This window comes from Xanthobacter dioxanivorans, assembly GCF_016807805.1.
GTDB classification, from domain to species: domain Bacteria; phylum Pseudomonadota; class Alphaproteobacteria; order Rhizobiales; family Xanthobacteraceae; genus Xanthobacter; species Xanthobacter dioxanivorans.
In genome coordinates this window covers 6,007,956-6,030,761 of record NZ_CP063362.1, presented here as the reverse complement: position 1 = coordinate 6,030,761, position 22,806 = coordinate 6,007,956, and the positions used below count along the sequence as shown (strand labels likewise).

At 66.6% G+C, this 22,806-nt stretch carries 21 protein-coding genes and 3 pseudogenes; 9 read left to right on the top strand and 15 right to left on the bottom strand.

The genetic code is table 11. From position 1 onward, the window contains the following. Positions 1–86: 86 nt before the first annotated feature. The 12 genes and pseudogenes from EZH22_RS28125 to EZH22_RS28070 all read right to left on the bottom strand — a co-directional run bounded on the left by EZH22_RS28125 (position 87) and on the right by EZH22_RS28070 (position 11,273). A complete protein-coding gene (locus tag EZH22_RS28125; RefSeq protein ID WP_203193617.1) occupies positions 87–653 on the bottom strand; it encodes a TRAP transporter small permease in 567 nt (188 codons plus the stop codon). 11 nt (positions 654–664) lie between these two features. Then, the gene (gene dctP, locus EZH22_RS28120; protein WP_203193616.1) at positions 665–1,681 is read right to left on the bottom strand and encodes a TRAP transporter substrate-binding protein DctP; all 1,017 of its coding nucleotides are present in this window, start codon (positions 1,679–1,681) and stop codon (positions 665–667) included. 225 nt (positions 1,682–1,906) lie between these two features. After that, the gene (locus EZH22_RS28115; protein ID WP_203193615.1) at positions 1,907–2,653 is read right to left on the bottom strand and encodes a glucose 1-dehydrogenase; all 747 of its coding nucleotides are present in this window, start codon (positions 2,651–2,653) and stop codon (positions 1,907–1,909) included. A 31-nt stretch (positions 2,654–2,684) separates the two neighbouring features. Next, positions 2,685–4,132: pseudogene (locus tag EZH22_RS28110) on the bottom strand (aldehyde dehydrogenase family protein). Positions 4,133–4,329: 197 nt separating this feature from the next. Continuing rightward, positions 4,330–5,553 (bottom strand): ABC transporter substrate-binding protein, encoded by a 1,224-nt coding sequence (locus tag EZH22_RS28105; protein WP_231711190.1) that lies wholly within the window; start codon positions 5,551–5,553, stop codon positions 4,330–4,332. Positions 5,554–5,661: 108 nt separating this feature from the next. Continuing rightward, on the bottom strand, positions 5,662–6,561 hold the full coding sequence (locus tag EZH22_RS28100; protein WP_203193613.1) for an ArgK/MeaB family GTPase: 900 nt from the start codon (positions 6,559–6,561) through the stop codon (positions 5,662–5,664). After that, positions 6,558–6,791 carry a CoA transferase gene (locus EZH22_RS32475; RefSeq protein ID WP_203193612.1) on the bottom strand — a complete coding sequence of 78 codons (234 nt, stop codon included), beginning with the start codon at positions 6,789–6,791 and terminating at the stop codon, positions 6,558–6,560. Before EZH22_RS32475 ends, EZH22_RS28100 begins: the two co-directional genes overlap by 4 nt. Positions 6,792–6,814: 23 nt before the next feature. Next, complete coding sequence (locus EZH22_RS28090; RefSeq protein ID WP_203193611.1) at positions 6,815–7,684, bottom strand: CaiB/BaiF CoA transferase family protein; 870 nt, start codon at positions 7,682–7,684, stop codon at positions 6,815–6,817. A gap of 52 nt (positions 7,685–7,736) precedes the next feature. After that, on the bottom strand, positions 7,737–8,123 hold the full coding sequence (locus EZH22_RS28085; RefSeq protein WP_231711189.1) for a cobalamin-dependent protein: 387 nt from the start codon (positions 8,121–8,123) through the stop codon (positions 7,737–7,739). Next, the gene (locus EZH22_RS28080; RefSeq protein WP_203193610.1) at positions 8,120–9,748 is read right to left on the bottom strand and encodes an acyl-CoA mutase large subunit family protein; all 1,629 of its coding nucleotides are present in this window, start codon (positions 9,746–9,748) and stop codon (positions 8,120–8,122) included. Before EZH22_RS28080 ends, EZH22_RS28085 begins: the two co-directional genes overlap by 4 nt. Before the next feature lie 8 nt (positions 9,749–9,756). Then, positions 9,757–10,536 carry an enoyl-CoA hydratase/isomerase family protein gene (locus tag EZH22_RS28075; RefSeq protein WP_203193609.1) on the bottom strand — a complete coding sequence of 260 codons (780 nt, stop codon included), beginning with the start codon at positions 10,534–10,536 and terminating at the stop codon, positions 9,757–9,759. Next, positions 10,533–11,273 (bottom strand): IclR family transcriptional regulator, encoded by a 741-nt coding sequence (locus EZH22_RS28070; RefSeq protein ID WP_203193608.1) that lies wholly within the window; start codon positions 11,271–11,273, stop codon positions 10,533–10,535. Before EZH22_RS28070 ends, EZH22_RS28075 begins: the two co-directional genes overlap by 4 nt. A gap of 218 nt (positions 11,274–11,491) precedes the next feature. On the opposite strand from EZH22_RS28070, the pseudogene EZH22_RS28060 reads away from it, so the two are divergent. Then, positions 11,492–12,022 (top strand): annotated as a pseudogene (locus EZH22_RS28060) (ISAs1 family transposase); the annotation flags it as partial. Between the two features lie 89 nt (positions 12,023–12,111). Here EZH22_RS28060 and EZH22_RS28055 read toward each other — a convergent pair. Both EZH22_RS28055 and EZH22_RS28050 read right to left on the bottom strand, forming a co-directional pair. Then, a complete protein-coding gene (locus EZH22_RS28055; protein ID WP_203193606.1) occupies positions 12,112–13,203 on the bottom strand; it encodes an isopenicillin N synthase family dioxygenase in 1,092 nt (363 codons plus the stop codon). Positions 13,204–14,270: 1,067 nt separating this feature from the next. Then, positions 14,271–14,472: pseudogene (locus tag EZH22_RS28050) on the bottom strand (IS5/IS1182 family transposase); the annotation flags it as partial. 96 nt (positions 14,473–14,568) lie between these two features. Here EZH22_RS28050 and EZH22_RS28045 point away from each other — a divergent pair. Beyond that, a complete protein-coding gene (locus EZH22_RS28045; RefSeq protein ID WP_203193605.1) occupies positions 14,569–15,624 on the top strand; it encodes an AI-2E family transporter in 1,056 nt (351 codons plus the stop codon). 48 nt (positions 15,625–15,672) lie between these two features. On the opposite strand, the gene EZH22_RS28040 is transcribed toward EZH22_RS28045, so the two are convergent. Beyond that, the gene (locus tag EZH22_RS28040) at positions 15,673–16,680 is read right to left on the bottom strand and encodes an MBL fold metallo-hydrolase (protein ID WP_203193604.1); all 1,008 of its coding nucleotides are present in this window, start codon (positions 16,678–16,680) and stop codon (positions 15,673–15,675) included. 206 nt (positions 16,681–16,886) lie between these two features. On the opposite strand from EZH22_RS28040, the gene EZH22_RS28035 reads away from it, so the two are divergent. The 7 genes from EZH22_RS28035 (at position 16,887) to EZH22_RS28005 (ending at position 22,785) form a co-directional block, all read left to right on the top strand. Further along, the gene (locus EZH22_RS28035) at positions 16,887–17,360 is read left to right on the top strand and encodes a MarR family winged helix-turn-helix transcriptional regulator (RefSeq protein WP_203193603.1); all 474 of its coding nucleotides are present in this window, start codon (positions 16,887–16,889) and stop codon (positions 17,358–17,360) included. After that, positions 17,357–19,420: an FUSC family protein gene (locus EZH22_RS28030; RefSeq protein ID WP_203193602.1), complete on the top strand. Its 2,064-nt coding sequence runs from the start codon at positions 17,357–17,359 to the stop codon at positions 19,418–19,420. The genes EZH22_RS28035 and EZH22_RS28030 overlap by 4 nt, the downstream gene beginning before the upstream one ends. Positions 19,421–19,440: 20 nt before the next feature. Further along, a complete protein-coding gene (locus tag EZH22_RS28025) occupies positions 19,441–19,647 on the top strand; it encodes a DUF1656 domain-containing protein (protein WP_203193601.1) in 207 nt (68 codons plus the stop codon). Further along, complete coding sequence (locus tag EZH22_RS28020; RefSeq protein ID WP_203193600.1) at positions 19,644–20,597, top strand: efflux RND transporter periplasmic adaptor subunit; 954 nt, start codon at positions 19,644–19,646, stop codon at positions 20,595–20,597. The genes EZH22_RS28025 and EZH22_RS28020 overlap by 4 nt, the downstream gene beginning before the upstream one ends. A 75-nt stretch (positions 20,598–20,672) precedes the next feature. Then, positions 20,673–21,902 (top strand): multidrug effflux MFS transporter, encoded by a 1,230-nt coding sequence (locus EZH22_RS28015; RefSeq protein ID WP_203193599.1) that lies wholly within the window; start codon positions 20,673–20,675, stop codon positions 21,900–21,902. Between the two features lie 44 nt (positions 21,903–21,946). Next, positions 21,947–22,165, top strand: a complete 219-nt coding sequence (locus EZH22_RS28010; protein ID WP_203193598.1) for a hypothetical protein — start codon at positions 21,947–21,949, stop codon at positions 22,163–22,165. Continuing rightward, positions 22,162–22,785: a universal stress protein gene (locus tag EZH22_RS28005; RefSeq protein WP_203193597.1), complete on the top strand. Its 624-nt coding sequence runs from the start codon at positions 22,162–22,164 to the stop codon at positions 22,783–22,785. The genes EZH22_RS28010 and EZH22_RS28005 overlap by 4 nt, the downstream gene beginning before the upstream one ends. Positions 22,786–22,806: the final 21 nt, after the last annotated feature.

Sequence of the window (22,806 nt, the reverse complement as noted above, 5' to 3'; positions counted from 1 at the left end):
GGCGATGGCGAACAGCGCGAAGGCCACCGGCACGCCCACCAGCATGAGGCCCATGAGGCCGCCGAACATGAAGACCGCGGTCGCTGTCACGATGGCACCTCGCGATGGGCCGCCTGCGCGCGCGGGCGCATGGAGCAGAGCCGTCCGAGCAGCCTCGCCGCCTGGAAGGCGAACAGGAGAACGCTGCCGGCAAGGAAGGTGAGGTAGGGAATCCAGAGCGGGACGGAGAGCATGCTCACGGAACGTTCGCCGCTGGTGAAGGCATCGTGCCAATAGCCCCAGCTCAAGGCCACCAGCACGCCGGCCAGCAGTAGCACCGCAAGATCGCAGAATAAGCGCAACCGGCTGGCCGCCCGCCCCTTCAGGCTCACCAGGAGAAAATCGACCTCCACATGGGCGCCCTGGTAAAGCGCGGCGCCCATGCCCACGAAGACGATGTAGCCGATGAGATAGGCCGAGACCTCTTCCACCCAGATCACGGAATAGCCGAGAACCGAGCGCATGAAGACCTCGTAGCACACCGACGCGGCGATGACGCCGGCCGCGAGGCCCGCGCTCGCGACGACCAACCCCGCGAGGCGCTCGATAAAAGGGGGCGCCGTCGACGCCCCCTCCCCTTGTGGATTGGCCGGCCGGCCGGTGTCCTGGCTCATGGCTTCACGGCTCACGACTTGCCGGCGAGCATCATGTCCAGGATGGGCGCCGCCTGCGGGAAGTCCGCCTTGAACTTCTCGTGGCTGCGCTTGAAGAAGGGCTGCCAGCTGTCCCACTCCTTGAGGGACATCTTGGTGACCTTCACGCCGTGATCGGCGAACTCCTTCGCGATCCGCGCGTCCTCCTCCTTGGCGCCGGCGAGGCTGCCGGGCTCGAGGCTGGCGCCCACCTCCATGAGGATCTTCTGCTGCGCGGGCGTCAGCTTCTCCCACGTCTTCATGCTGATGGCGATGGGCTCGATGGTGAAGTAGACCGAATATTCCTCCGGCGAGGTGTAGGCCTTGGAGACCTCATAGAGGCGGAAGGCGCCGAACGAGGAGGAGGAGGTCCACATGGCGTCCAAGAGGCCGAGCTGCATGGCGTTGTAGTTGTCGGACGAGGGCATGGACACCGGGGTCGCCCCCGCATCATGCAGCGCCGCCTCCATATACTTGCCGGCGGCCCTCACCTTCTTGCCCTTCACGTCGTCCGGCCCATGAACGGGCGCGCCCGAGGAGGCGACGCCGCCGGAGATCTGGATCCAGGAGAGGGTCTTGAAGCCGTAGGCCTCGGCCTTGGCCTCAATCTTCTTCCACGCGTCCGACTTGCGGAAGGCGAAGACGTCGTCATGGGTCTTCCAGATGCCGGGCATCAGGATGAGGTTCATCTCGGGGATGGCGCCGGCTGCATAGATGTAGGGATAGACGGCGAGGTCCACGGTTCCGGTCTTCAGGGCGACATGGGTGTTGGAGGCCTTGGCCAAGGACTGGGCGGGATAGAAGGTGATCTTGATCTCACCGTTGGTGCGCTTCTCCACCTCGCTGGCGAACTTGACGGCGGCCGCCACCACATAGTCCTTCTCGTCCTGCGGCCATTGGTGGGCGAGCTTGAGGGTAATGGGCTCGGCCTTCGCCGCGAGTGGCGCGGCGAGCGGAAGGCCCGCGAGCAGGACTGCGGCAAGAGTGCCCCTGAGCAACGTCTTGGACATGACATCCTCCCTCCTTGCAGACGCCGGCTTTTTTCCAGCATTGCGTCTGATTGCCTTCCTTGGAGCGTGATCCCCGTCGGGAAAGTCCGCGCATAGCGCGAACCGCGTCGCGGATGTCTTTGCGCTCCCCATGATCACATAGCGAAGTCCTCGACTTGAACTTTGGGCCGCCGATCAGTTTTGCGGCATCCTCCTGCGGCGCGATCAGCTTGTGCGGGCGCCGCTCTAGACACAACGTCCGCCATCCACCGTGAGCACGGCACCCGTCACCATATCGGCCTCGTCCGAACATAGGAAAAGGGCGGCGTTGGCGATGTCCTGCGGGGTCGAGAACCGGCCCCAGGGGATGACGGACGTGAAAGCGCGACGGCGCTCAGGAGTGTCCTCGCCCATGAAAGTGGTGAGCAGCGGCGTATCGCCCGCCACCGGCGCGAGCGCGTTCACGCGGATGCGGTCGGGCGCGAGCTCCACCGCCATGGATTTGGAGATCACCTCTGCCGCGCCCTTGGAGCCGTTGTACCAGGTGAGCCCCGGCCGCGGCCGCACGGCGCCCGTCGAGGTGATGTTGAGGAAGACGCCCCCGCCATGGGCCCGGAAGTGGGGCACGACCGCCTTCGCCATCTGGAAGATCGACTTCACATTGACCGCGAACACGCGGTCGAACTCTTCTTCCGATACGTCCAGCAGGGATTGGTTGCGGTGGGTGACGCCGGCATTGTTGACGACGATATGAAGCTGTCCTGCGCGCTCGAGGACTTCCTTGACCGCCTCGTCCACGCTCTCGGCCTTCCTCACGTCCGCCGTCACGGCGAATGCGCTCCCGCCGATCGCCGCTGCAGCCTCCCGCACCTTGTCGGGATGGATGTCGAGGAGCGCAACCAGTGCCCCTTCGCGGGCAAAAGTCTCGGCGATGCCGAAGCCAAACCCCTGCGCCGCGCCGGTCACAAGTGCGGCTTTGCCCTTCAGACGCATGTCGTCCTCCTCATTCCCTTGGATGTAGCGTTCAGCCATGTTTGATGGCGATGGTCTTGAGAGAGCCGAAGCCGCGGAGCGCCTCCATCCCTTTCTCGCGACCGTGTCCGGATCCCTTCACTCCGCCGAAGGGGAGCTCGACACCGCCCCCGCGCCAAAATTGTTGATGTAGACCTGTCCCACGCGCAGCTTGTGGGCGAGACGCATGGCGCGGCCGATATCGGCGGTCCAGACGCCGGCAACGAGCCCGAACTCGGTGCTGTTGGCGATGCGCATGGCGTCCGCCTCGTCCTTCGCACGGATGGCGACGAGAACCGGCCCGAAGATTTCCTCCTGCGCGAGCCGGTGGTCCGGCGGCACGTCGCCGATAAGGGTCGGCTTCACATAGAAGCCGTCCGGCGGCAGGTTGGAGGCGAAACTGCCTTCGGCGAGGATGCGCAGGCCGTCCCGGCGGGCGAGATCGAGATAGGACGCGACCCGCGCATGCTGCTGCGGGTTGACGAGCGGCCCGAGGTCGAGGTCCTGGTCTCCGGTACCGACCCTGAGCGCGCGGAAACGCTCGGTAAGCTCGGCGGTGAAGCGGTCGTAGACCGTATCCTCAATGACGACGCGCGAGCCGGCGGAGCAGGTCTGGCCGGCATTCTGGGTGATGGCGCGTGTGATGACGTTTGCCGCCTCGGCGCAGTCAGCGTCGGCGAACACGACCTGCGGTGATTTTCCGCCCAGCTCCAGGGTCACCGGAATGACGTTCTTCGCCGCAGCGGCCTGGATGAGAATGCCCACCTCGCGCGAGCCGGTGAAGCTGATATGGTGGATGCCCGGATGGGCGGCGAGCGCTGCGCCGGCCTCCTCGCCGAGCCCCGTCACCACGTTGAGGGCGCCCTTGGGGAAGCCCGCCTCGGCGGCCAGCTCCGCGAGGGCGAGGGCGGTGAGCGAGGTGTCCTCGGCCGGCTTGAGAACCACCGCATTGCCCATGGCGAGCGCCGGGGCGACCGCGCGGCCGTTCATCTGCAGGGGATAGTTCCACGGCGTGATGATGCCGACGACGCCGTGCGGCTCGTAGACGGTGGCGACCGTATAGCCGTTGAAGAAGGGAATCGTGTCGCCGTGGACCTTGTCGGCGGCGCCGCCATAATATTCGAAATAGCGGGCGCAGACCTTCACGTCGTTGCGGGCGAGCGACAAGGGCTTGCCGACGTCCTCGCTTTCCATTCGGGCGAGCCGCTCCGCGTCGCGGCCGATGAGGTTGGCGAGCCGGCTGAGGAGGCGGCCGCGCGCGGCCGCCTCCAGGGCACCCCATTCGCCCGCCATGGCGGCTTCGGCGGCGCAGACGGCCTGCCCGATCTCGGCGCTGCCGCCGCGGGCAATCTCCCCGATCACGCGCCCGTCGGAAGGGTTGATCACCGGAAGCGTCGCCGGCGCGCCCATCCAGGCGCCACCGATAAAGTGCTGGTGCGCGTTCATCCTCGCCTCTCCCATGCGGCGGGGCTGGTCCCTGCCTGTGTCGTGGACGGGTCCGGCGGCGCGCCCATCCAGGCGGCGCCGATAAAGTGCTGGTGTGCGTTCATCCTCGCCTCTCCTATGCGGCGGGGCTGGTCCCCGCCTGTGTCGTGGACGGGCCCGGCGGCGGGACGGCTGAGGCCAGCCATCCTTCCGCTCTCCCGCTCGTCCACCTGTCATCTGGCCGGGCTGGCCTTTGCCTCCGTGACGAGCGGGCAGCCACCTTCGGACAGGGGACGGGTGACCTCCTCCGGCGGTATCCTTAAGATGAGCTTATAATAGTCCCATGGGTACTTTGATTCTTCCGGCGCCTTGATCTGGAACAGGTAATAGTCCCGCATCACCCGTCCATCCGCCCGGATGTAGCCGTCCTTGATGAGGGCGTCGCTGATCCGCATCTCCTTCATGGCCTCGGAGACCTTCCTTGCGTCGGTGGATCCGACCTTCTCTACGGCCTTGAGATAATGCAGGACGGAGCTGTACACCGAGGCCTGCAGCGTTCCGGGCGCCTTGCCTCCGATCCTCGCCATGAAGCGCTTGGACCAAGCGCGGCTGCTGTCGTCGAGATCCCAGTAGAACGGCTCGGTCAGGACCGTGCCCTGCGCAATCTTCAGCCCCATGGCATGGACGTCGGTGATGAAGAGCAGGGTGGCCGCGAGCCGGGTGCCGCCGGCGCTCAGGCCGAACTCGCTCGCCTGCTTGATCGCCTGGGTGGTGTCCCCGGCCGCATTGGCGAGCCCGATGACATCGGCCTTGGATGACTGGGCCTGCAGCAGGAACGAGGAGAAGTCCTGCGTGTTGAGTGGATGGCGCGCGGAGCCGAGCACGGTTCCGCCCGCCTTCTTGACGGCCGCCATGGTGTCGCGCTCCAAATTGTGGCCGAATACGTAGTCCGCCGTCAGGAAGAACCATCTCTTGCCGCCCGACTGGACCACGGCGCGGCCGACGCTCGTCCCCATGATATAGGTGTCGTGCGGCCATTGGGACGCCAGCGGCGAGCACGCCTTGCCGGTGAAGTCGGAGGCGGCGCCGGAGGAGTTCAGGAATATCCTGTCCTTCTCCAGCGTGAGCGCCTGGATGGCCAGGCCGATGGAAGAGACCGGGACATCGACGATGGCGTCCACGCCCTCGCTGTCGATCCACCGGCGCGCGATGGCGAGGCCCACGTCGGGCTTGGTCTGGTGATCGGCGGAGACGAGCTCGATGGGCTTGCCGAGCGCCTTGCCGCCGAAATCCTCCACCGCGAGCTGGGCGGCGATGAGCGCGCCCGCGCCGGATATGTCGGAGTAGATCCCGGCCATATCGGACAGGACCCCGATCTTGACCGCCCCATTTCCGGCCGCAGCCGGACCAATTCCCGCGCTCGCGAGCAGAGCGAGCGCCATGACCATGCGCTTCATCTTCATAATTCCTCCCCCTATTAGAGGACGTCTTATTGACCTGCGGTGCCGCTCGGCAGCAGTCTAATTGCGCGCCTGTTTTCCGGCGTTTGGCGCGATGGTTCGACTTCAGGCGGCCCCTTCTTCGGCGAGGCCGGACAGGACCGTGGCGTAAAGGTCGGGAAGCGGCTCCTCGAACGCCTCCTGCGGCAGATCCGCGAGGATCCGCGTGAGCTGGCGCCAGACGAGGCCCTTGATCCTCTGGCGCGCCCGCCGGCGCCGCGCGCCGTCACCGTCCGCGGCCTGGCGTGCCGCGGCGGCCTCGATGGCGTCGTCGAGGGCGGCGATATTTTCCCCCGCATCGGCGCGCACGCGCAGCACCGCCGGCGGATCGCCAGGGGAGGTCAGGGCGAGCGTCGCCTTCAGCTCCGCCTCCACCTTGGCGGCGTCGGGCTGGTCGGCCTTGTTGATCACATAGATGTCGGCGGTCTCCAGGATGCCGGCTTTCATGGCCTGGATCTGGTCGCCGGCGCCGGGGGAGAGCACGAGAAGCTCCACCTCCACCAGCTCGCGCACGGCGAACTCCGACTGGCCGACGCCCACGGTCTCCAGGATGATCTCGTCGAAGCCGAAATCATCGAACACGGCGAGGATCTCGGGCAGGTTGTCGGCCAGGCCATCGGTGGCGCTGCGGCTGGCGATGGAGCGGATGAAGACGCGCGGATCGTCCACCAGGGCATCCATGCGGATGCGGTCGCCCAGGATGGAGCCGCCGGTCTTGGGGCTGGTGGGATCGATGGCGACGATGGCGACCCGGCCGGCGCGGGCCAGGCGATGGCGGGCCAGTGCGGCAATGAGCGTGCTCTTGCCGGCACCCGGCGGGCCGGTCACGCCGATGCGGCGGGCCAGGTGCCCGCCTTCGCCACGGGATGCCTTGAGGATGTCCGCCACCGCGGCATCGGCGGCGCGCGACAGCGCCCGGCCCAGCGCGCGCCGATCCAGCATCGGGGTGCGCGGGGCCACGTTCATGCCGCGTGCCCTCCATCGGCGAGGTCGTCATGCTCGCCCAGCAGGGGCGGCGGCGCGAAATGCTCCTTGGCCCCCATCACCTTGATGGGATTGCCCACCATGCGGATGGTGGCACCGCCGCAATCCACGTGGGCGACCATGTTCCGCGCGGCGGTATGCGCGCTGGCGAGCGCCTGCTCCAGGGTCTCGACGCCGGCCGCCACCACGCCCAGCGCCGACAGGCGCCGCACCAGGTCGTCCGTCCCCTCGCCCTTCAGCGCTGCCTCGATCTCGCCAGCACCAGGTCGCGGTTGGCTCGGCGTGCATCCATGGTGGAGAAGCGCGGATCGGTCAGCCAGTGCCCCTGCCCCAGCTCCTGGGCGAACCGGCGCCAGAAGTCGTCATGGGTGATGAAGAGCGCGATCCAGCCGTCGCGGGTGGGGAAGATCTGCGCGGGGACGATGTAGGGGTGGGCGGATCGATCCATGCGCCGCGCCGGCTCGCGGGCATTGAGCCAGGCGCCGGCGATGTAGTTGAGCTGGGAGAGCATGACGTCGTACATGGCGATGTCCACCTGCCCGCCCTTGCCTTCGAGCAGCTTCGCCACGAGCCCCAGCGCCCCCATGATGCCGGCGGAATTGTCCACGGCCGAATAGCCGGTCTTCACCGGCGGGCCGTCGGGCTCGCCGGTCAGCGCCATGATGCCGGTGAGCGCCTGGATGACGTAGTCGTAGGCGGGCCGCTCCGCATAGGGGCTGTCGAGGCCGTAGCCGGTGAGAGCGACGCAGACGATCCGCGGGTTCCAGCGCTTCAGGTGCGTGTAGGTGAGCCCCAGCTTGCGGATGGCGGAGGGCCGCAGGTTGGTGAGCAGCGCATGGGAGCCGGCCACCAGGTCGCCCAGCTTGCGCTGCCCCTCGCCGCTGGCGAGGTCGAGCACGATGCTCTTCTTGTTGCGGTTGAGGCTGGCGAAATAGGCGTTATGGCCGCCGATGGTGTGGGGGCTGATGCGCCGGCCGATATCACCCTCGGGCGGCTCCACCTTGATGACGTCTGCCCCCAGATCCGCCAGCAGCATGGTGCTGTACGGGCCCATGAGCATGTGCCCGACCTCGATGATGCGGATTCCGGTGAGGGGCCCGCTCATGCCGGATTTTCCTGAAGGCCCGCGGCTACCTCGGCGACCACGTCGTCGAGCTTCATGTCGGCGGTGAAGACCGCCTTGACGCCGAGCTCGAGCAAAGCCGGCACATCCTCCGCGGGAATGGTGCCCCCACGAAGACGGGAATGGCCGAGGCCCCCTCCTGCGCCAGCGCAGCGATGGACTCGGCCACCAATTCCTTGTGGCTGCCGGAGAGAATGGACAGGCCCACCGCGTCCACGTCCTCGTCCACCGCCACGCGGGCGATGAAGCCGGGGCTCTTGCGCAGGCCCGTATAGATCACCTCCGCGCCCGCATCGCGCAGCGCCAGGGCGATCACCTTGGCGCCCACGTCGTGGCCGTCGAGGCCGGGCTTGGCCACCAGGATGCGTTTGCCCTTGAGCAGAGCGGTGGAAGCAGCGGGGGTTTCGAGGATGTCGCTCATAGCCGGATGGGCTCCTGGAACTCGCCCCAGCAGGCCTTGAGCCGCGCCACCATCTCACCGACGGTGGCGTAGGCGTGGCAGCATTCGACGAGGTACGGCATGATGTTCTCACCGTCGTCGGCGGCCGCGGCGCCGAGCCGGTCGAGGGCGCGGGAGACGGCGGCATTGTCGCGCCGGTCCATCACCGCCTCGTACTTCTCCACCACGCGGCGGCTCGCCTTGGGGTCGATGCGGAACACCTCCACGGCGCCGCGGTCCTCGTCCTCCTTGCGGAAGACGTTGAGCCCCACCACCGGGAAGGCGCCGGAATCGATCTGCCGCTTGCGCTCGTGGGCGCGCTGGGCGACGCGCATCTGCAGCCATCCGTCCTCGATGGCCTTGACCGCGCCGCCATAGGCTTCCACCTCGTCCATGCGCTCGCGGATGCGCTTCTCCATCTCGTCGGTGAGCCACTCCACGTAGTGGGAGCCGCCCAGGGCATCGACGCTGCGCGCCACGCCGCTTTCCAGCGCCACGATCTGCTGGGTGCGCAGGGCGATCTCGGCGGAGGTCTCGGTGGGGATCTGGAACGCCTCGTCATAGGCGCAGGTGAAGATGGACTGGGCACCGGAGAGCACGGCCGCCACCGTCTCGATGGCGACCCGCACGATGTTGTTCTGCGGCTGCGGCGCCACCAGTGAGGAGCCGCCGCACACCACGCCGAAGCGGAACATCTGTGCCTTCGGATCGGTGACGCCGTAACGCGTCTTCATGATCTCCGCCCAGATGCGCCGGCCGGCGCGGAACTTCGCCACCTCCTCGAACAGGTCCATGTGCACGTAGAAGAAGAAGGAGAGGCGCTTGGCGAACTTCTCCGCATTGCCGCCGCGCCGCAGCAGCTCGTCCACATAGGCGAGGCCGTTGGCCAGTGTGTAGGCCATCTCCTCCACCGCGTTGCAGCCGGCATCGCGCATGTGGGCGCCGGCGATGGAGATGGGGTTGAAGCGCGGCGTCGTCCTGTTGGCGTAGAGGATGGAATCCGCGGTGAGCCGCATGGAGGGCCGCACCGGGAAGATCCAGGTGCCCCGCGCCACATATTCCTTCAGGATGTCGTTCTGGATGGTGCCCGTGAGCAGCGCCGGATCTATGCCGCGCCGCTCAGCGCAGGCCACATACATGGCGTAGATGAGCGCCGCCGTGCCGTTGATGGTGAAGGAGGTGGAGATCTTCGCAAGGTCGATGCCGTCGAACAGGATCTCCATCTCGGAGAGGTTCGACAGGGAGACGCCCACCTTGCCGATCTCCGAGCGCGCCATGGGATCGCTGGGGTCGTAGCCGCACTGGGTGGGCAGGTCGAGGGCAACGGACAGGCCCGTCTGCCCCTCGCGCAGCAGGAACTGGTACCGCGCGTTGGATTCCTCGGCGGTGCCGAAGCCGGAATATTGCCGCATGGTCCAGGCGCGACCGCGGAAGCCGTCGGGAAAGATGCCGCGGGTGAAGGGATAGTCCCCCGGCAGCTCCGGGGCGCCGTGGGGCACCATGTCCGCGGTGACGACGCGGGGCGCTTCGACGCCCGACGGGGTCACCGGCGAGATGCCGCGCGGCGCCTCGGCGTCGAGATCCTGCTTCTGCTTGAGGGCGGTCATGGCTTCTCTCAGCTCCTGCGGGCCAGCAAGCGGTCGGCGGCGGCCCAGTGTTCCTCGCTCGTCCAGGCGCGGATGAAGCGCGCCCGTTCCTCCTCGCCCACGGCGGCGCAGCGCGCCGGGTCCATGGCGGCACGCGCCACGGCCTTGATGTCGCGCGCCAGCGCCGGCGGACGCTCCAGGATCGGCGTGAGGAAGCGAGAGACGAGGACCTCCAGGGGCTCGTTCTCCCCCGCCACGGCATCGAACAGGCCCTGCGCCTCGGCCTCCGGCGCCTTGAAGACGCGGGCGGACAGCATCATGCCCATGGCCTTGCGCGGACCAATGGCGGCCTGAAGATCGGCGACGCCGCCGAACCCTGTGGTGATGGCGAGTTGCGCCTGCACGAAGCCGATGGCGGCATGGCCTGCGGCGAGGCGGAAATCGCACGCCATGGCCAGCTCCGCGCCCCCGCCCAGGGCAACGCCATTGAGCGCCGCCACCACGGGCAGGGGGAAGCGCCGCACCGCATCGAGGGCCGCGCGGCCCGCATCGAACAGGGCTCCGGCCTGCGCCTCCGAGCGATGGTCGTTCAGCTCCTTCAGGTCGCCCCCGGCGGCGAAGGCCCGCTCGCCCGCGCCGGTGAGGACGGCGACGCTGAGATCCGGCACCTCGGCGAAGCGGGTGAAAACCATCTCCAGCTCGTGCAGGGTCTCCAGGCTCAGGGCGTTGCGCGCCTGGGGCCGGTCGATGACCACGTCGAGACGGGCGCCGGTCACCGCCACCCGTAATTGGTGCGTCTGCGCGTTCATGATGCGACCGCCTTGATGGTTCCGACCGTATCGAGCAGGCGGTCGGCCAAGGTCTCCATGGATTGTTCCATCCGGTAGCTGGGACCGGCGATGGCAACGCCAACAGTCATCCCCTCCAGCTCCATGGGCGCGGCGAGCGCGGTCACATCCACCATGTTCTCCCCGCGGGTCATGAAGTAGCCCCGCGCCCGGCCCGCCTTGAGATCCGCCTTCAGCCGGTCCCGGTCCGTGATGGTGTTCGGCGTGATCGCCGGGAGGAGTGCCTTGGCCGCGAGGGTGTCCACGCCGTCGTCCGGAGCGAGGGACAATAAGGCCTTGCCGATGGAACTCGAATGCAACGGCTTGAAGTCGCCAGGGCTCGCCGAATAGCGGATGGTTTGCGGCCCTTCGAGCACTTCCAGATAGAGCACCTGGTCGTTCTGGCGGGTGCCCACGATCACCGTCTCGCTCACCGCATCGCGCAGCCGCTCGAGATGGGGCAGGAGGCGCTGGAGGTAGGGGTCCTTCGCCACGATGGCGGTGGAGAGCGTATGAAGCTTGCGGGTGGGATAAAACCCGCGCCGCCGGCTCACCGCATAAAGATAGCCCCGCTCCAGCAGGGTCTGGACCAACCCGTAGCAGCTCGACAACGGGACATCGATGGACGGCGCGATCTCCGTCAGCAGGAGCGGGCGCCCCTCGGCGCCAAACGCCTCGAAAATCTGAAGGGCCCGGGAGGCGGATCGGACAGCGCTCATTTATTTCATATATCCAAAATTTAATTTGCGATATTGAAATGGAATTAGACGATATTGTCAACTGGCCGGCGGCGGTGCGCCAGGGCAATTGGGTGAATCTCCGCGTGACAATTCCCGCGAAGGCTGAATCTGTCGATGTCCTGTGTCCTCTTGACTCGCGGAGGACAAGAACGAAGGGGCAGGCCGAGACGCAAGCCGAGCGTGCATTTGACCAAGTGGTTGGGTGGCTGGAGTATTTCGAGCCCCTGGAAGATCCGCGCCAGGTCGGCAAGGTGTGGTATCGGCTCGACGAGGTGTTGCTCCTGTGCTTGGTCGCCGTCCTCGCCGCCGCCGAGAGCTGGGTGGAGATCGCCGAGTTCGGCTAGAAGAAGCTGGAGCCTCTGCGCCGCTTCCGGCCATTCGCGAATGGCACGCCGTCGCACGACCAGCTGGGCGACCTGTTCGCGGCTCTCGATGCCGAGCAGTTCCAGAGCTGCTTCATCGCGTGGGTCGGCTCCCTCACCAAGTTCGGCCCCGATATCGTCGCTGTCGATGGCAAGACGCTGCGGCGCGCCTATCAGGAAGGCGGGGGCAAGGCGCCGATCCACATGATCTCGGCGTGGTCGAGCCGGCAGCTGCTGGTGCTGGACCAGGCCAAGGTGGCGGAGAAGTCCAACGAGATCACCGCCATCCCTGAGCTCTTGAACCTGCTGACGCTAAACGGGGCGATCGTCACCATCGACGGCATGGGCTGCCAGAAGGAGATCGCGAGGCCAGCTCTCCCTCCAGTTGGAGCCATGGCATATCGTCCGCTGCGGGTGTGGTCCGCACGGACGATATGCCTTCGCCGATGACGACCTCAAGCCTTCGAGGTCACGCCTTCAGGCTCAACGTCCTTCATGAAGTTGGGGTCGTTGTAGTGGTAAAGGTCGTCCAGGTAGGGCACGAAGAAGTCGTAGAAGGAGCGCGAGTCGTACTTCGCCTTTTCGCCCGGGCCGATGCACGACGGGATCGGGCCTACGTTGGCGTCGTCGTCCGGGTAGAAGAAGAAGACCACCCCGTAGCGCTTCATCGGTGGGTTGACGACACGGTGTGGCGTGGCAATGAAGCGGTCGTTTGACAGGCGGTTGAGAACCTGCCCGGTGTTCACGATCAATGCGCCCTTGACGTAGCTGACCTTGAGCCACTCCTTCGAGGGTGTCATGACCTCCAGCCCTGGCACCGGCGTCATCGGCAGCAGCGTCAGGAAGCTGCCGTCAGAGTGCGGCGCGAGCGCGTACTGGCCTTCTTCCATCCCCTCTTCGGGGTGATAGTAGGCGCAGCGCAGGTAGTACTCCGGCGTCTTGAACATGCTCTCGAAGTAGTCGGCGGGAAGACCCAACGCACGCGCATAGATAGGCAGCAGCTTGAGGGCGAGCTGCTCCATTGCGGTCACGTACGCGTCCAACGCCTTCTTGAATTCGGGCAGGCTGTCGGGCCACTGGTTCAGCCCACGGTGTCGCACATTGGCCAACACTTTCGGGTCGTCGGCGTTGCGGTTGCGCATGAACACCCAAGCGGCATTGGTGTCCTTCTTGGTATTGACCGCGATCTTCTCCATGATCGCGCACGATTTCAGGATTGAGGACTTGGGCGGGAGATAGCCCTGGTGGTGGAAACCGACCCGGTGCTTGAGCTTTTCCTCCATCGGAATTTCGAACAGCTTCTCGGTCTGGCGGAACGCTTCATCGATCAGGGACTGCGGGATGCCGTGGTTGACGATCGCAAAGAAGCCTAGGTTTTCCTGGATAAACTTCACATCCGAGGCCAGTTGCTCGAGCGCGCCAGGCGCATCCGCCAGATAGGGGCCTAAGTCGAGCACCGGCAGATCCTTGCAGTCCGCAATCGACGCCCGAACGCCTGCCGAGGCTGTCACTTTGCTGTCGGTTTTCTCACTCGCTGATGTCGGCATGTTTCGTCTCCCTAGCTAATTGTTTCGTCTCCTTAGCTGGTGGGCCCACTTGTCCAAACAGATGGGAACCATCTGTTTGGGTCGGACCACTAGCCTCCAGCTCAGCGAGCACCAGGGAGCGCTCGCCAGCGTCTTCTCCGCCGAGAGTGAGGTCACGTCGGGCACGGGGCTCTTTCGCGGCCTGCCGCGTGCCGCCACTGGGAAGGTCAGGGTGGACTCCACCTTGGACGCGAAAGCCGGGTCGCCCGGAATTGTCTGGACCTCCTTGTAGTATTCCTCGGGCACCTTGGATGCGGATCGGATAGCGCTCATTTATTTCATATATACGAAATTAATTTCGTATTATTAAAGCAATCGGTGGGCAATATGTCAACTGGCCGGCTGCGGTGTGCCAGGACAATCGGGTGAATCTCCGCGTGACAAATCCCTCGAAGGCTGAATCTGTGAGTCAAACCGCCGCTTCCCGTTTTTTTTGGTCACCCGAAGCGGCCTCGAAAGGCTCATGCCATTCAATGTCATTGAATCCGCAGTCCTGGTTGTGGACACAGAATCCATCAATGCTCAGCCGAAGAATATATTCAGGTAGTTTTGCGTTTACGACCATATGAAAATGTGCGAAGGCTTGATTCAGCTTTGATCAAGTCCGATGGTAACGCGCTGGATTTCCTGAACTGACCAGCGGATCAGTGAGTTTTCGTCTTTGTTCTGACTTTTGTTTTTTGGAGACGGCGCTTTGTTCGCGTGTTTTGAAGGGTTTCGGACGCCGGCCCGATCACGACAGTGGGCGCAGGCACGCGGGCCGTCGTCGGAAAGCCTCCAGGGGAGGAAACCGCGGTCCGACGAGCACGACGGTAGAGGTCGTCGCGGTGCTATGGCGATTTGAGGCCGGTGTCGTCGTGGGAGATGCCGAAACACAATTTGAAGGGATCGAAGGTGGATGAGGGGTTTCGGCGCGGTTGCGCTGGGCGACTTGATGCGGTTCGGTGGTCGGCAACGGCCGTGGCCGCCCGCGTTCGGCTGTGGCGAGGCGATTTTGCCGTGCAGCCAGACCAGCGGGCGCAAATCTTTTATGCAATGTTGGCGAGCCCGATCTTCACTCTGGCTCTGGCGAGGCCGATGGTTCGCACGACGAGCCCCATCAGCCCCTTCTGATGCACACGACGTGCTCGACCTGGGAGCGGACTTTCGATTTCTGAGCGTTGGCCTGCGCGTGCGCTCGGTCATCGGCTTGCCCTGGGGCTTCTTGCGGTGAATGCGCGACACGAATCCGACCGGCCGGAGGCGGGGCCATGCCCAGATTGCTTGGACATGCCGGGCCGGAATAGGCGAGATAGGGGACCTGCAATCACGGAGGCAAGTCCGCCCATGCCGCGGACGAAGATCCAGGAGTTCGCCTTTCTCGCCACCCTCGTGCTCGTGACGGTGGCGTTCCTCTGGCTGCTATGGCCTTATTACGGCGCGATCTTGTGGGCAGTCATCCTGGCGATCCTGTTCGATCCGCTCCAACGCTGGCTTGAGAGGTGGCTCGGTGGCCGGCGCAACCTCGCGGCTACCTTCAGTGTCCTGGCCTGCATCTGCGTCGTCGTCATTCCAGGCACGCTGATCCTCGCCGCCCTCGCCAACGAAGCCGCCGGCCTCTACACCCGCATCGGCACGCGCGAATTCGATCCGGGTACAATGCTCGCGCAACTCCAGGGGGTGCTGCCGTCCTTCGTCCGGGAGGCCCTTGCCGCGCTCGATCTCGGCGACATGGCTCAGCTCCAGACCCGGCTGACGTCGTTCCTGCTTGAATTCAGCCAGACCGTCGCCAACAGGGCGATCATCATCGGGCAGAACACGGCTCAGTTCGTCATCAGCCTTGGGGTGATGCTGTACCTGCTGTTCTTCCTGTTCCGCGACGGCGTGGTCCTTGCTGCCAGTCTCCGCAAAGCCAGCCCTCTCGGCGAGCGTGAAACCGACCAGCTGCTCGAGAAGTTCACCTCTGTGGTGAAGGCCACGGTCAAGGGCAATGTCACCATCGCCGCAATCCAGGGCGCCACCGGCGGAGTGACTTTCTGGATGCTGGGTATACAGCCCGCGCTCTTGTGGGGCGTCCTGATGGCCGTCCTGTCACTTCTGCCCGCTGTGGGCTCCGGACTGGTCTGGGTGCCGGCGGCCGCCTATCTGCTGCTGACCGGCGCCTATCTGAAGGGCGCCATCCTGCTCGCGATCGGCACGCTGGTGATCAGCACGGTGGACAACTTCCTGCGGCCAGCTTTGGTGGGGAAGGGCACCATGCTGCCGGACTACGCCGTGCTCATTTCCACGGTGGGCGGCCTCTCGCTGATCGGCATGAATGGATTTGTCCTTGGCCCGCTGATCGTCGCCCTGTTCGTTGCCGCCTGGTCGCTCTTCTCGGATGCCAAGATGCAACCCTCATGAGCTGTCGCCGCTTGCCGTGCAAACCGCATCTGTCTGCTCCGAAGCGTCCTAACGCCGGGCAAACACCCACCTTTGCCCGTCCATCCCGCGCGCCAGTTCCCCGCGGACGGTCAGATGACGCAAGTGCGCCAGAGCCTCGCTGAGCCCGAAACCGGTCTGATCGAGCGGCAGAGGCCGGAACAGGACCTCCAGCGTCTCCATCACCGTGCGCGGCTCGATGCAAAAGTCCATGAGCCGTTCCAGCCGCTCGTCGTGATGCGCCTTGAGCGCGGCGATCCGCCCATGGAGGCCGTGGAACGGGTCGCCGTGGGAAGGCAGGACCAGAGTGCCTTCGGGCAGCGCCTCGAACTGAAGGAGCGATTCCAGGAACGCGCCGAGCGGATCGGCGCATGGGTCCGAAGGGTGCGTCCCAATGTGCGGCGAGATTCGTGCGAGAATCTGGTCCGCCGCGATCAGCAGGTCTCTCTCCGCGCAATAGAGGCAGATCATCTCCGGCGCGTGGCCTTCGCCGATCATCACCCGCCACGCGCTGCCGCCGAGCGTCAGTTCGTCCCCTTCCTTCACTCGCATATAGCGCCGGGGAAGCGGCCCGACCCATTTGGGATAAAGCATGCCCCGGCGTTCCACCAGGTCCAGGAACGGCTGGGGCGCGCCGCACAGCCGGTTGTGGGCCACGAGCTGAGGAATCACCTCCACGGGATCCTCGTTGAGGAGCAGGCGCGCCTGCATCCACTCCAGGCGGCTCATGTGGATGTCGGCGCCAGTGCGGGCATGGAGCCAACCCACCAGCCCCACATGGTCCGGATGGAAATGGGTCCCGAGGAGCCGCGCCACGGGCCGTCCGCCGAGCAGCGGATCAGCCAGCACCCGCGCGAAAAGCGCCCGCGTCGGGGCGTCGTCAATGCCGGAATCGATCAGGGTCCATCCGTCCGGCCCCGAGAGCAGCCAGGCGTTGACCTCGCTCGGCGGAAAGGGCAGCGGCACACGCACGCGCAGAAGGCCGGGTGCAACCTCGCTCAGATCATTTGCGACGGCTTCATGCAGGCCGGTGGTCATGCTTGCTCCCCATATCGCACGCTTTCCCATTCCCGGACCGAGGCGGCCCATTCACCGGCCGCATGTGAGAGGTCCGTGCGGTCCGCATGGACGGTCGCTTTGCGCAGGCTCTTGCGATCGAGCTGCCCTCAGCTTGATCCGGTCGCCGCCCCGCTCACGACCCGAATTGATTGCATCAGAATTAATTTCTGACACATTATGTGCTCATGAACAACCAACAAGCAAGCCGTCGGCGGCTCACCTCCGGCCTGTTGCAGGCGGGCCGGCAATGGCGGCGGCTGACGGCAGCCGCGCTCGCGGCCGATGACATTTCGGAGGCCTGCGCCTCGCCCCTGGTGTGGCTGAGGCGCCTCGGCGGCGGCGTGCGTCAGGTGACCCTTGCGGCACACGTGGGCATCGAAGGCACGTCCCTCGTCCGCTTGCTCGACCAGCTCTGTGAAGCCGGTCTGGTGGTGCGCCGGGACGATCCGGAGGACCGTCGCGCCAAGACCCTGTGGCTTACTGCGGAGGGCGAGCAGCTCGCGGAGCGCATCGAGGGCGCCATCGCCAGGCTGCGGTCCCGCATCTTCGCAGAGATCAGCGAAGCGGATGTCGAGGCGACCCTCCGGGTGCTTGAGGCCCTTGAGCACGCCCATACCCGGCTCCAGCAGAACCCCAGTCTCCTGGAGGCGGACTCTTGAAGCTTCCCTCTGCTCGCGACTGGCTGTTCTCCACCAAGGCCTTCACCGCCGCCATGCTGGCGCTCTACGTGGCCCTGGCCATGGACCTGCCGCGCCCCTATTGGGCCATGACCACAGTCTATGTGGTGTCCCACCCGCTCACCGGCGCCACGACCTCCAAGGCGCTCTATCGCATGTTCGGTACCCTCATCGGCGCCACCGGCGCGGTGGTGCTCGTGCCGGCGTTCGTGAGCGCCCCCGAGCTTCTGAGCCTCGCCGTCGCCGCCTGGGTCGGGGGGCTGCTCTACCTCGCCCTACTCGATCGCACGCCCCGCAGCTATGTGTTCATGCTGGCGGCCTACACTCTGCCCATCATCGCTTTGCCGACGGTCACCGCGCCGGAGACCATCTTTGACGTGGCTCTCGCTCGCAGCGAAGAGATCATCCTCGGAATCCTGTGCGCGAGCCTCGTGGGCGCGCTCGTCTTCCCGGTGAGCGTCGGGCCGGCCTTCGCCGCGCGCGTCGGCGGCTGGCTGCGCGATGCCGGCGCCTGGGCCGGCGAGGTGCTGCGTGGCGAGGTGACGGATGAGGCCGTGCCCCTGGTCCGACAGAAGCTCGCCGCAGACGTCGCGGCGCTCGACGCGCTCATCCTGCAACTGGCACACGATCCCGAGGCGCGCGCCTTCGCCCGCGAAGCCGGAGAGCTCCGCGGTCGCCTGCTGCTGCTCCTGCCGGTACTGTCCTCCCTCAACGACCGGATGCGCGCAATCACCCGCGAGGAAGCGATGGGCAGCGCGCGGGACGATCTTGTCGCCCTCGCCCGCGAAATCGCGGACTGGATCGGGGGCGCTCCCGACACGCCGGAGCGGTTGCGCGCACGGATCGCTGAGCTGACTCCGAATCCCGGCACCCGCAGTGACTGGCCCAGTCTCCTTCACGCGAACCTCTGCGCCCGGCTCAAAGAGCTTGTCGATCTCTGGCAGGACTGCCTCGCGTTGCGCCGGCAGGTGGTTGGAGACCCTGCTGCGGGACACTGGGCGCCGGCGCTGCATCACCGGCCCATCCTCGGCACCGCACGCCATCACGATCAGGGCCTGCTGCTGTTCTCCACCGCTTTCGCCGGGCTCGCGACCCTGACGGCGAGCCTGATCTGGATCGCGAGCGGATGGCCCGGCGGCGCCAATTTCGTGGCCATGGCGGCGGTCGCCTGCTGCTTCTTCGGCGCCCAGGACCGGCCAGCCCCGTTCCTCTGGATGATGGTGGTCTGGGGCACCGCGGCCCAGCTGATCGCCGGGATCCTTCTGTTCACGGTGGTGCCCCGGGTCCACGATTTCGCGATGCTCGTGCTGGTGCTCGCGCCGCCGTTCCTGCTGGTTGGGGCGCTCATTCCCCGCCCGGAACTCGGTATCGTGACACTTTTGCTCGCCGCAACGGGTTCGGGCTCCCTCTCGGTCCAGAGCCACTACAATGCGGATTTCACCGTTTATGTGAATGAAAGCCTGGCGGTGACCGGCGGCTTCCTGTTCGCCTGGATCTGGGCGTTGGCGACCAAACCCTTCGGTGCCGAGATCACCGCCCGCCGCCTCGTGCGCTCCGGCTGGGCGGACCTTGCCGCCTGCGCCGCCGGCACCCGCCTGCAGGACCACCGCGTGCTGGTGAGCCGCACCCTCGACCGCCTCGGTCTGCTCGTTCCCCGCCTCGCCTCGGGTGCCATCGACGACGGCCTCGCCACGGACGGGCTCAGAGACTTGCGCATCGGCTACAATGTCCTCGACCTCCAGCGCGATCGCCGCGCGCTGCCTGGTGCCGCGAAGGACACCATCAATGCCGTCCTCGCCGGAGTGGCCGGGCATTTCCGAACGCAGCAGAAGGCCGGCGCGGTGCTGCTGCCGCCCGCCGGCCTTCTGACCCATGTGGACGAGGCGATCCGTGCCGTGCTTGCCCAGCGCGCCGGGCAAGCGGCGGACAATGCCCTGCAGGCGCTGGTCGGCCTCAGGCAGGCTCTGTTCCCCGGGGCGACGGCGCCCCTCCTGCCGCCGGCACGGGGCGCCGTCGCCCCGTCTTTGCTCGCGGCCGAGTGAGACACGCGAGGAGACCCCAATTGCCCGCGGAACTCGACATCTTCGGCGTCTACGTGCCGACCTTTCTCCTCCTCGCGCTCGCTGCCATGGCGGTTACGCGGCTCCTTTCCCGCATCGTCAGCCAGGTGGGGCTTGGCCGCCTCATCTGGCACCGGGCGCTGTTCGACCTCGCCCTGTTCGTGCTCGTGACCGGCGCGGGATATGTCCTTCTCCAACGGATCGCATGATGAAGATCGATGTCGCGAAGTGGGTCCGCATATGCGTCACCCTCATTGTGGTCGCGGGAGCCGTTCTCGTGGGCCGCGCGCTCTGGGACACCTACATGAACGCCCCCTGGACGCGGGACGCCCGCGTGCGCGCCGATGTGGTCGGCATCGCTCCCGACGTCTCCGGTCTCGTGAGCGAGGTGCTGGTCCGCGACAATGCCGCGGTGAAGAAGGGCGACGCCCTGTTCCGGGTGGACCGCGAGCGCTTCGCCATCGCCCTGAAGCAGGCGGAGGCTGCGGTGGAGGGCCGCGCCGCGACGCTGGAGCAGGCCAAGCGCGACCTCGCACGCTACACGCAGTTGCGCGAGCGGCAGGTGGTCTCGCCGCAGAACACCGAGCAGGCCCAGACCGCCCTCGCCCAGGCCGACGCGGCCTACCAGCAGGCGGTGAGCGAGCGCGCCCTCGCCCGGCTCAACCTCGAGCGCTCGGAGATCAAGGCGCCAGCCAACGGCATCGTCACCAATCTGGAGCTGCGGCGGGGCGACTACGTCTCCACCGGCAAGGCGGTGGTGGCCCTGGTGGATACGGATTCGCTTCGGGTCGAGGGCTATTTCGAGGAGACCAAGCTTCCGCGCATCCATGTGGGCGATCCCGTCACGATCCGCCTGATGGGCGAGCCGACCCTGCTGCGCGGTCGGGTGCAGAGCGTCGCGGCGGCCATCGAGGACCGCGAGCGCACGGCCGGTTCCGGCCTTCTCGCCAACATCAATCCCACCTTCAATTGGGTGCGCCTTGCCCAGCGGGTGCCGGTGCGCATCGCCCTGGAGGAGGTCCCGCCCGGCATCCGCCTCGTGGCCGGCCTCACCGCCACCGTGGAGATCGAGCCGGGCATGGCAGCCGCAACCAAAAAGACCGCGCACGCGGAGCCGTCGGACGCCCAATCCGTGCGCGCCGCGCGACCGGCTCAATGAGAGCGCTGCGCCGCCCGCGGACGGACCGTCTTGGGGGCCGCTCCGCGCTCTGCCGTGACGCCAGGACGAAATGCAATGAATGCTCCACTGAGTGCTCCGCCGGCATCAGAACAGCTGAAAGGGGGTGAGCCGCCCCACCGGAGGGCGCCGCTCTGGCTGCTGGCGCTCCTGGCCTTTTCCGGCACCCTTGCCATGCATGTCTTCGTGCCGGCATTGCCTATCGCCCAGGCCGATCTCGGCGGCGGGATGGCGGCCATGCAACTCACCATCAGCCTCTACATCCTCGGCCTCGCCGGCGGACAGCTCGTCTACGGGCCTCTCGCCGACCGGTTCGGGCGCCGGCCCGTCCTGCTGGCGGGGCTCTCCCTCTACACCGTCGCCGGCCTCGCAGCGATGCTGGCGCCGAGCGTCAACGCCCTCATCGCCGCCCGGCTGTTCCAGGCGCTGGGCGGCTGCGCCGGCCTCGTGCTGGCGCGCGCCATCGTGCGCGATACCTCGGCGCCGGCGGACACCACCCGGCGCCTCGCCTTGATGAATCTCATGATCACCGTCGGTCCGGGCGCGGCGCCGCTGGTGGGCGGCCTTCTCGCCGATGCGGCGGGATGGCGCTCCATCTTTCTCGCCCTGACCCTGCTCGGCGTGGTCAACCTCCTGCTCACTTGGCGTCTTCTCCCAGAGACCGGACGGGCAACCGAAGGCGCCGCCAGCGGGCTGATGGAGGGCTATGGCCAGTTGTTACGGGCGCCGGCCTTCTGGGGCTATGCGGTGGGCGGCGGCTGCGCCACCACCTCCCTCTATGGATTCGTCGCGGCGGCCCCCTTCATCTTGGTCGGCGAACTGCACCAGCCCACGGCCCGCGTCGGGGGCTACATCGCCCTGCTGGTTCTGGGCGTGTGGGTGGGCAGCGTATTCGCGAGCCGGCTCATCGCCCGTGTTTCCGTCGGCCGCCTGCTGGTGGGCGCCAATGGGGTCAGCGTGGCAGCCGCGCTCGTGCTGCTCGCCGTCGTGCTGTCGGATCAGCTCACCGTGCCCCTGGCCATCGCCACCGTGTTCATATTTTCCGTGGGCGTGGGCACCGCGGCCCCTGCCGCGCTGGCAGAGGCCCTCAGCGTCAATCCCCGCGTTGCCGGCTCCGCGTCGGGCCTCTATGGCGCCATCCAGATGGCGGTCGGCGCCCTGTGTACGGCCTTGGCCGGCATCGGATCCGACCCCGCGCTCGCCGCCGCTCTCGTGCTTGCCGGCTCCGGCATCATCGCCCAAGCGGCTTTTTGGTTGGCCGGGCGACCAAGACGCACGGCGTCGTAGAGCAGGTGCAGAATGCGACGAATGGGCCTCACAGGGTAAGATCCATGGATATCAAGACGATCGCTGTTCTCTTTGACAATGATCCGTCACGCGAAACGCGGATGGACTACGCCACCAATCTCGCACGGCGCCATGGCGCACATCTCGTCGGAATATTCCTGCTTCCCCCGGACATCGGCGGGGGCTGGCTGCCTCCCATGTCCGCGGGCAAGCGGCGATCGCTAACCTTCTGCACCATCAACAAGCCCGCAGGGACGACATGATCCGCAACGCGCGGGAGGTCTTCGAAAAGCACGCCGCCCGGCGGGATGTGCGTTGCGAGTTCCGTGTCCACGCGCCTCACGGAGAGGACGAACGCCGCATCGGCGCCCTGCACGCCGATCTCGTCGTCGCTGCGCCTCCGAAGGAGTCATGGCTCGACGAGGGGCCGCCGGCCGATGTCGTGCAGCTTGCGACGGGCGTTCCCTTCCTGCTCGTGCCGGAGAGCTGGCGCAACACGAAACCGCCCCAGCGCATTCTTATCGGCTGGAATGCAAGCCGAGAATCGCGCCGGGCCATCGGCGACTCCCTGCCTCTGCTGGCGCTCGCGTCATCGGTGACGGTGCTTATCGTGGATCCGCAGGCGACCATCCCCGCGGGAGAGGAGCCGGGGGTGGAGGTGGCCATGTTCCTGCTGCGCCACGGTGTCCGCCTGACCGTCGATCCCGTCCAGTCACATGGGCGAGCGATCCCGGAGGTCATCCTGGAATACGCTGTGTCCAATGCCCATGACATGATCGTGCTCGGCGCTTACAGCCATGCCCGCGTCCGGGAGATCGTGCTCGGCGGCGTAACGCGTTCGCTCCTGGCGCAGTCGCCGATCCCTTTGCTCATTTCCCATTGAGCAGCAGGAAATCCGGGCAAG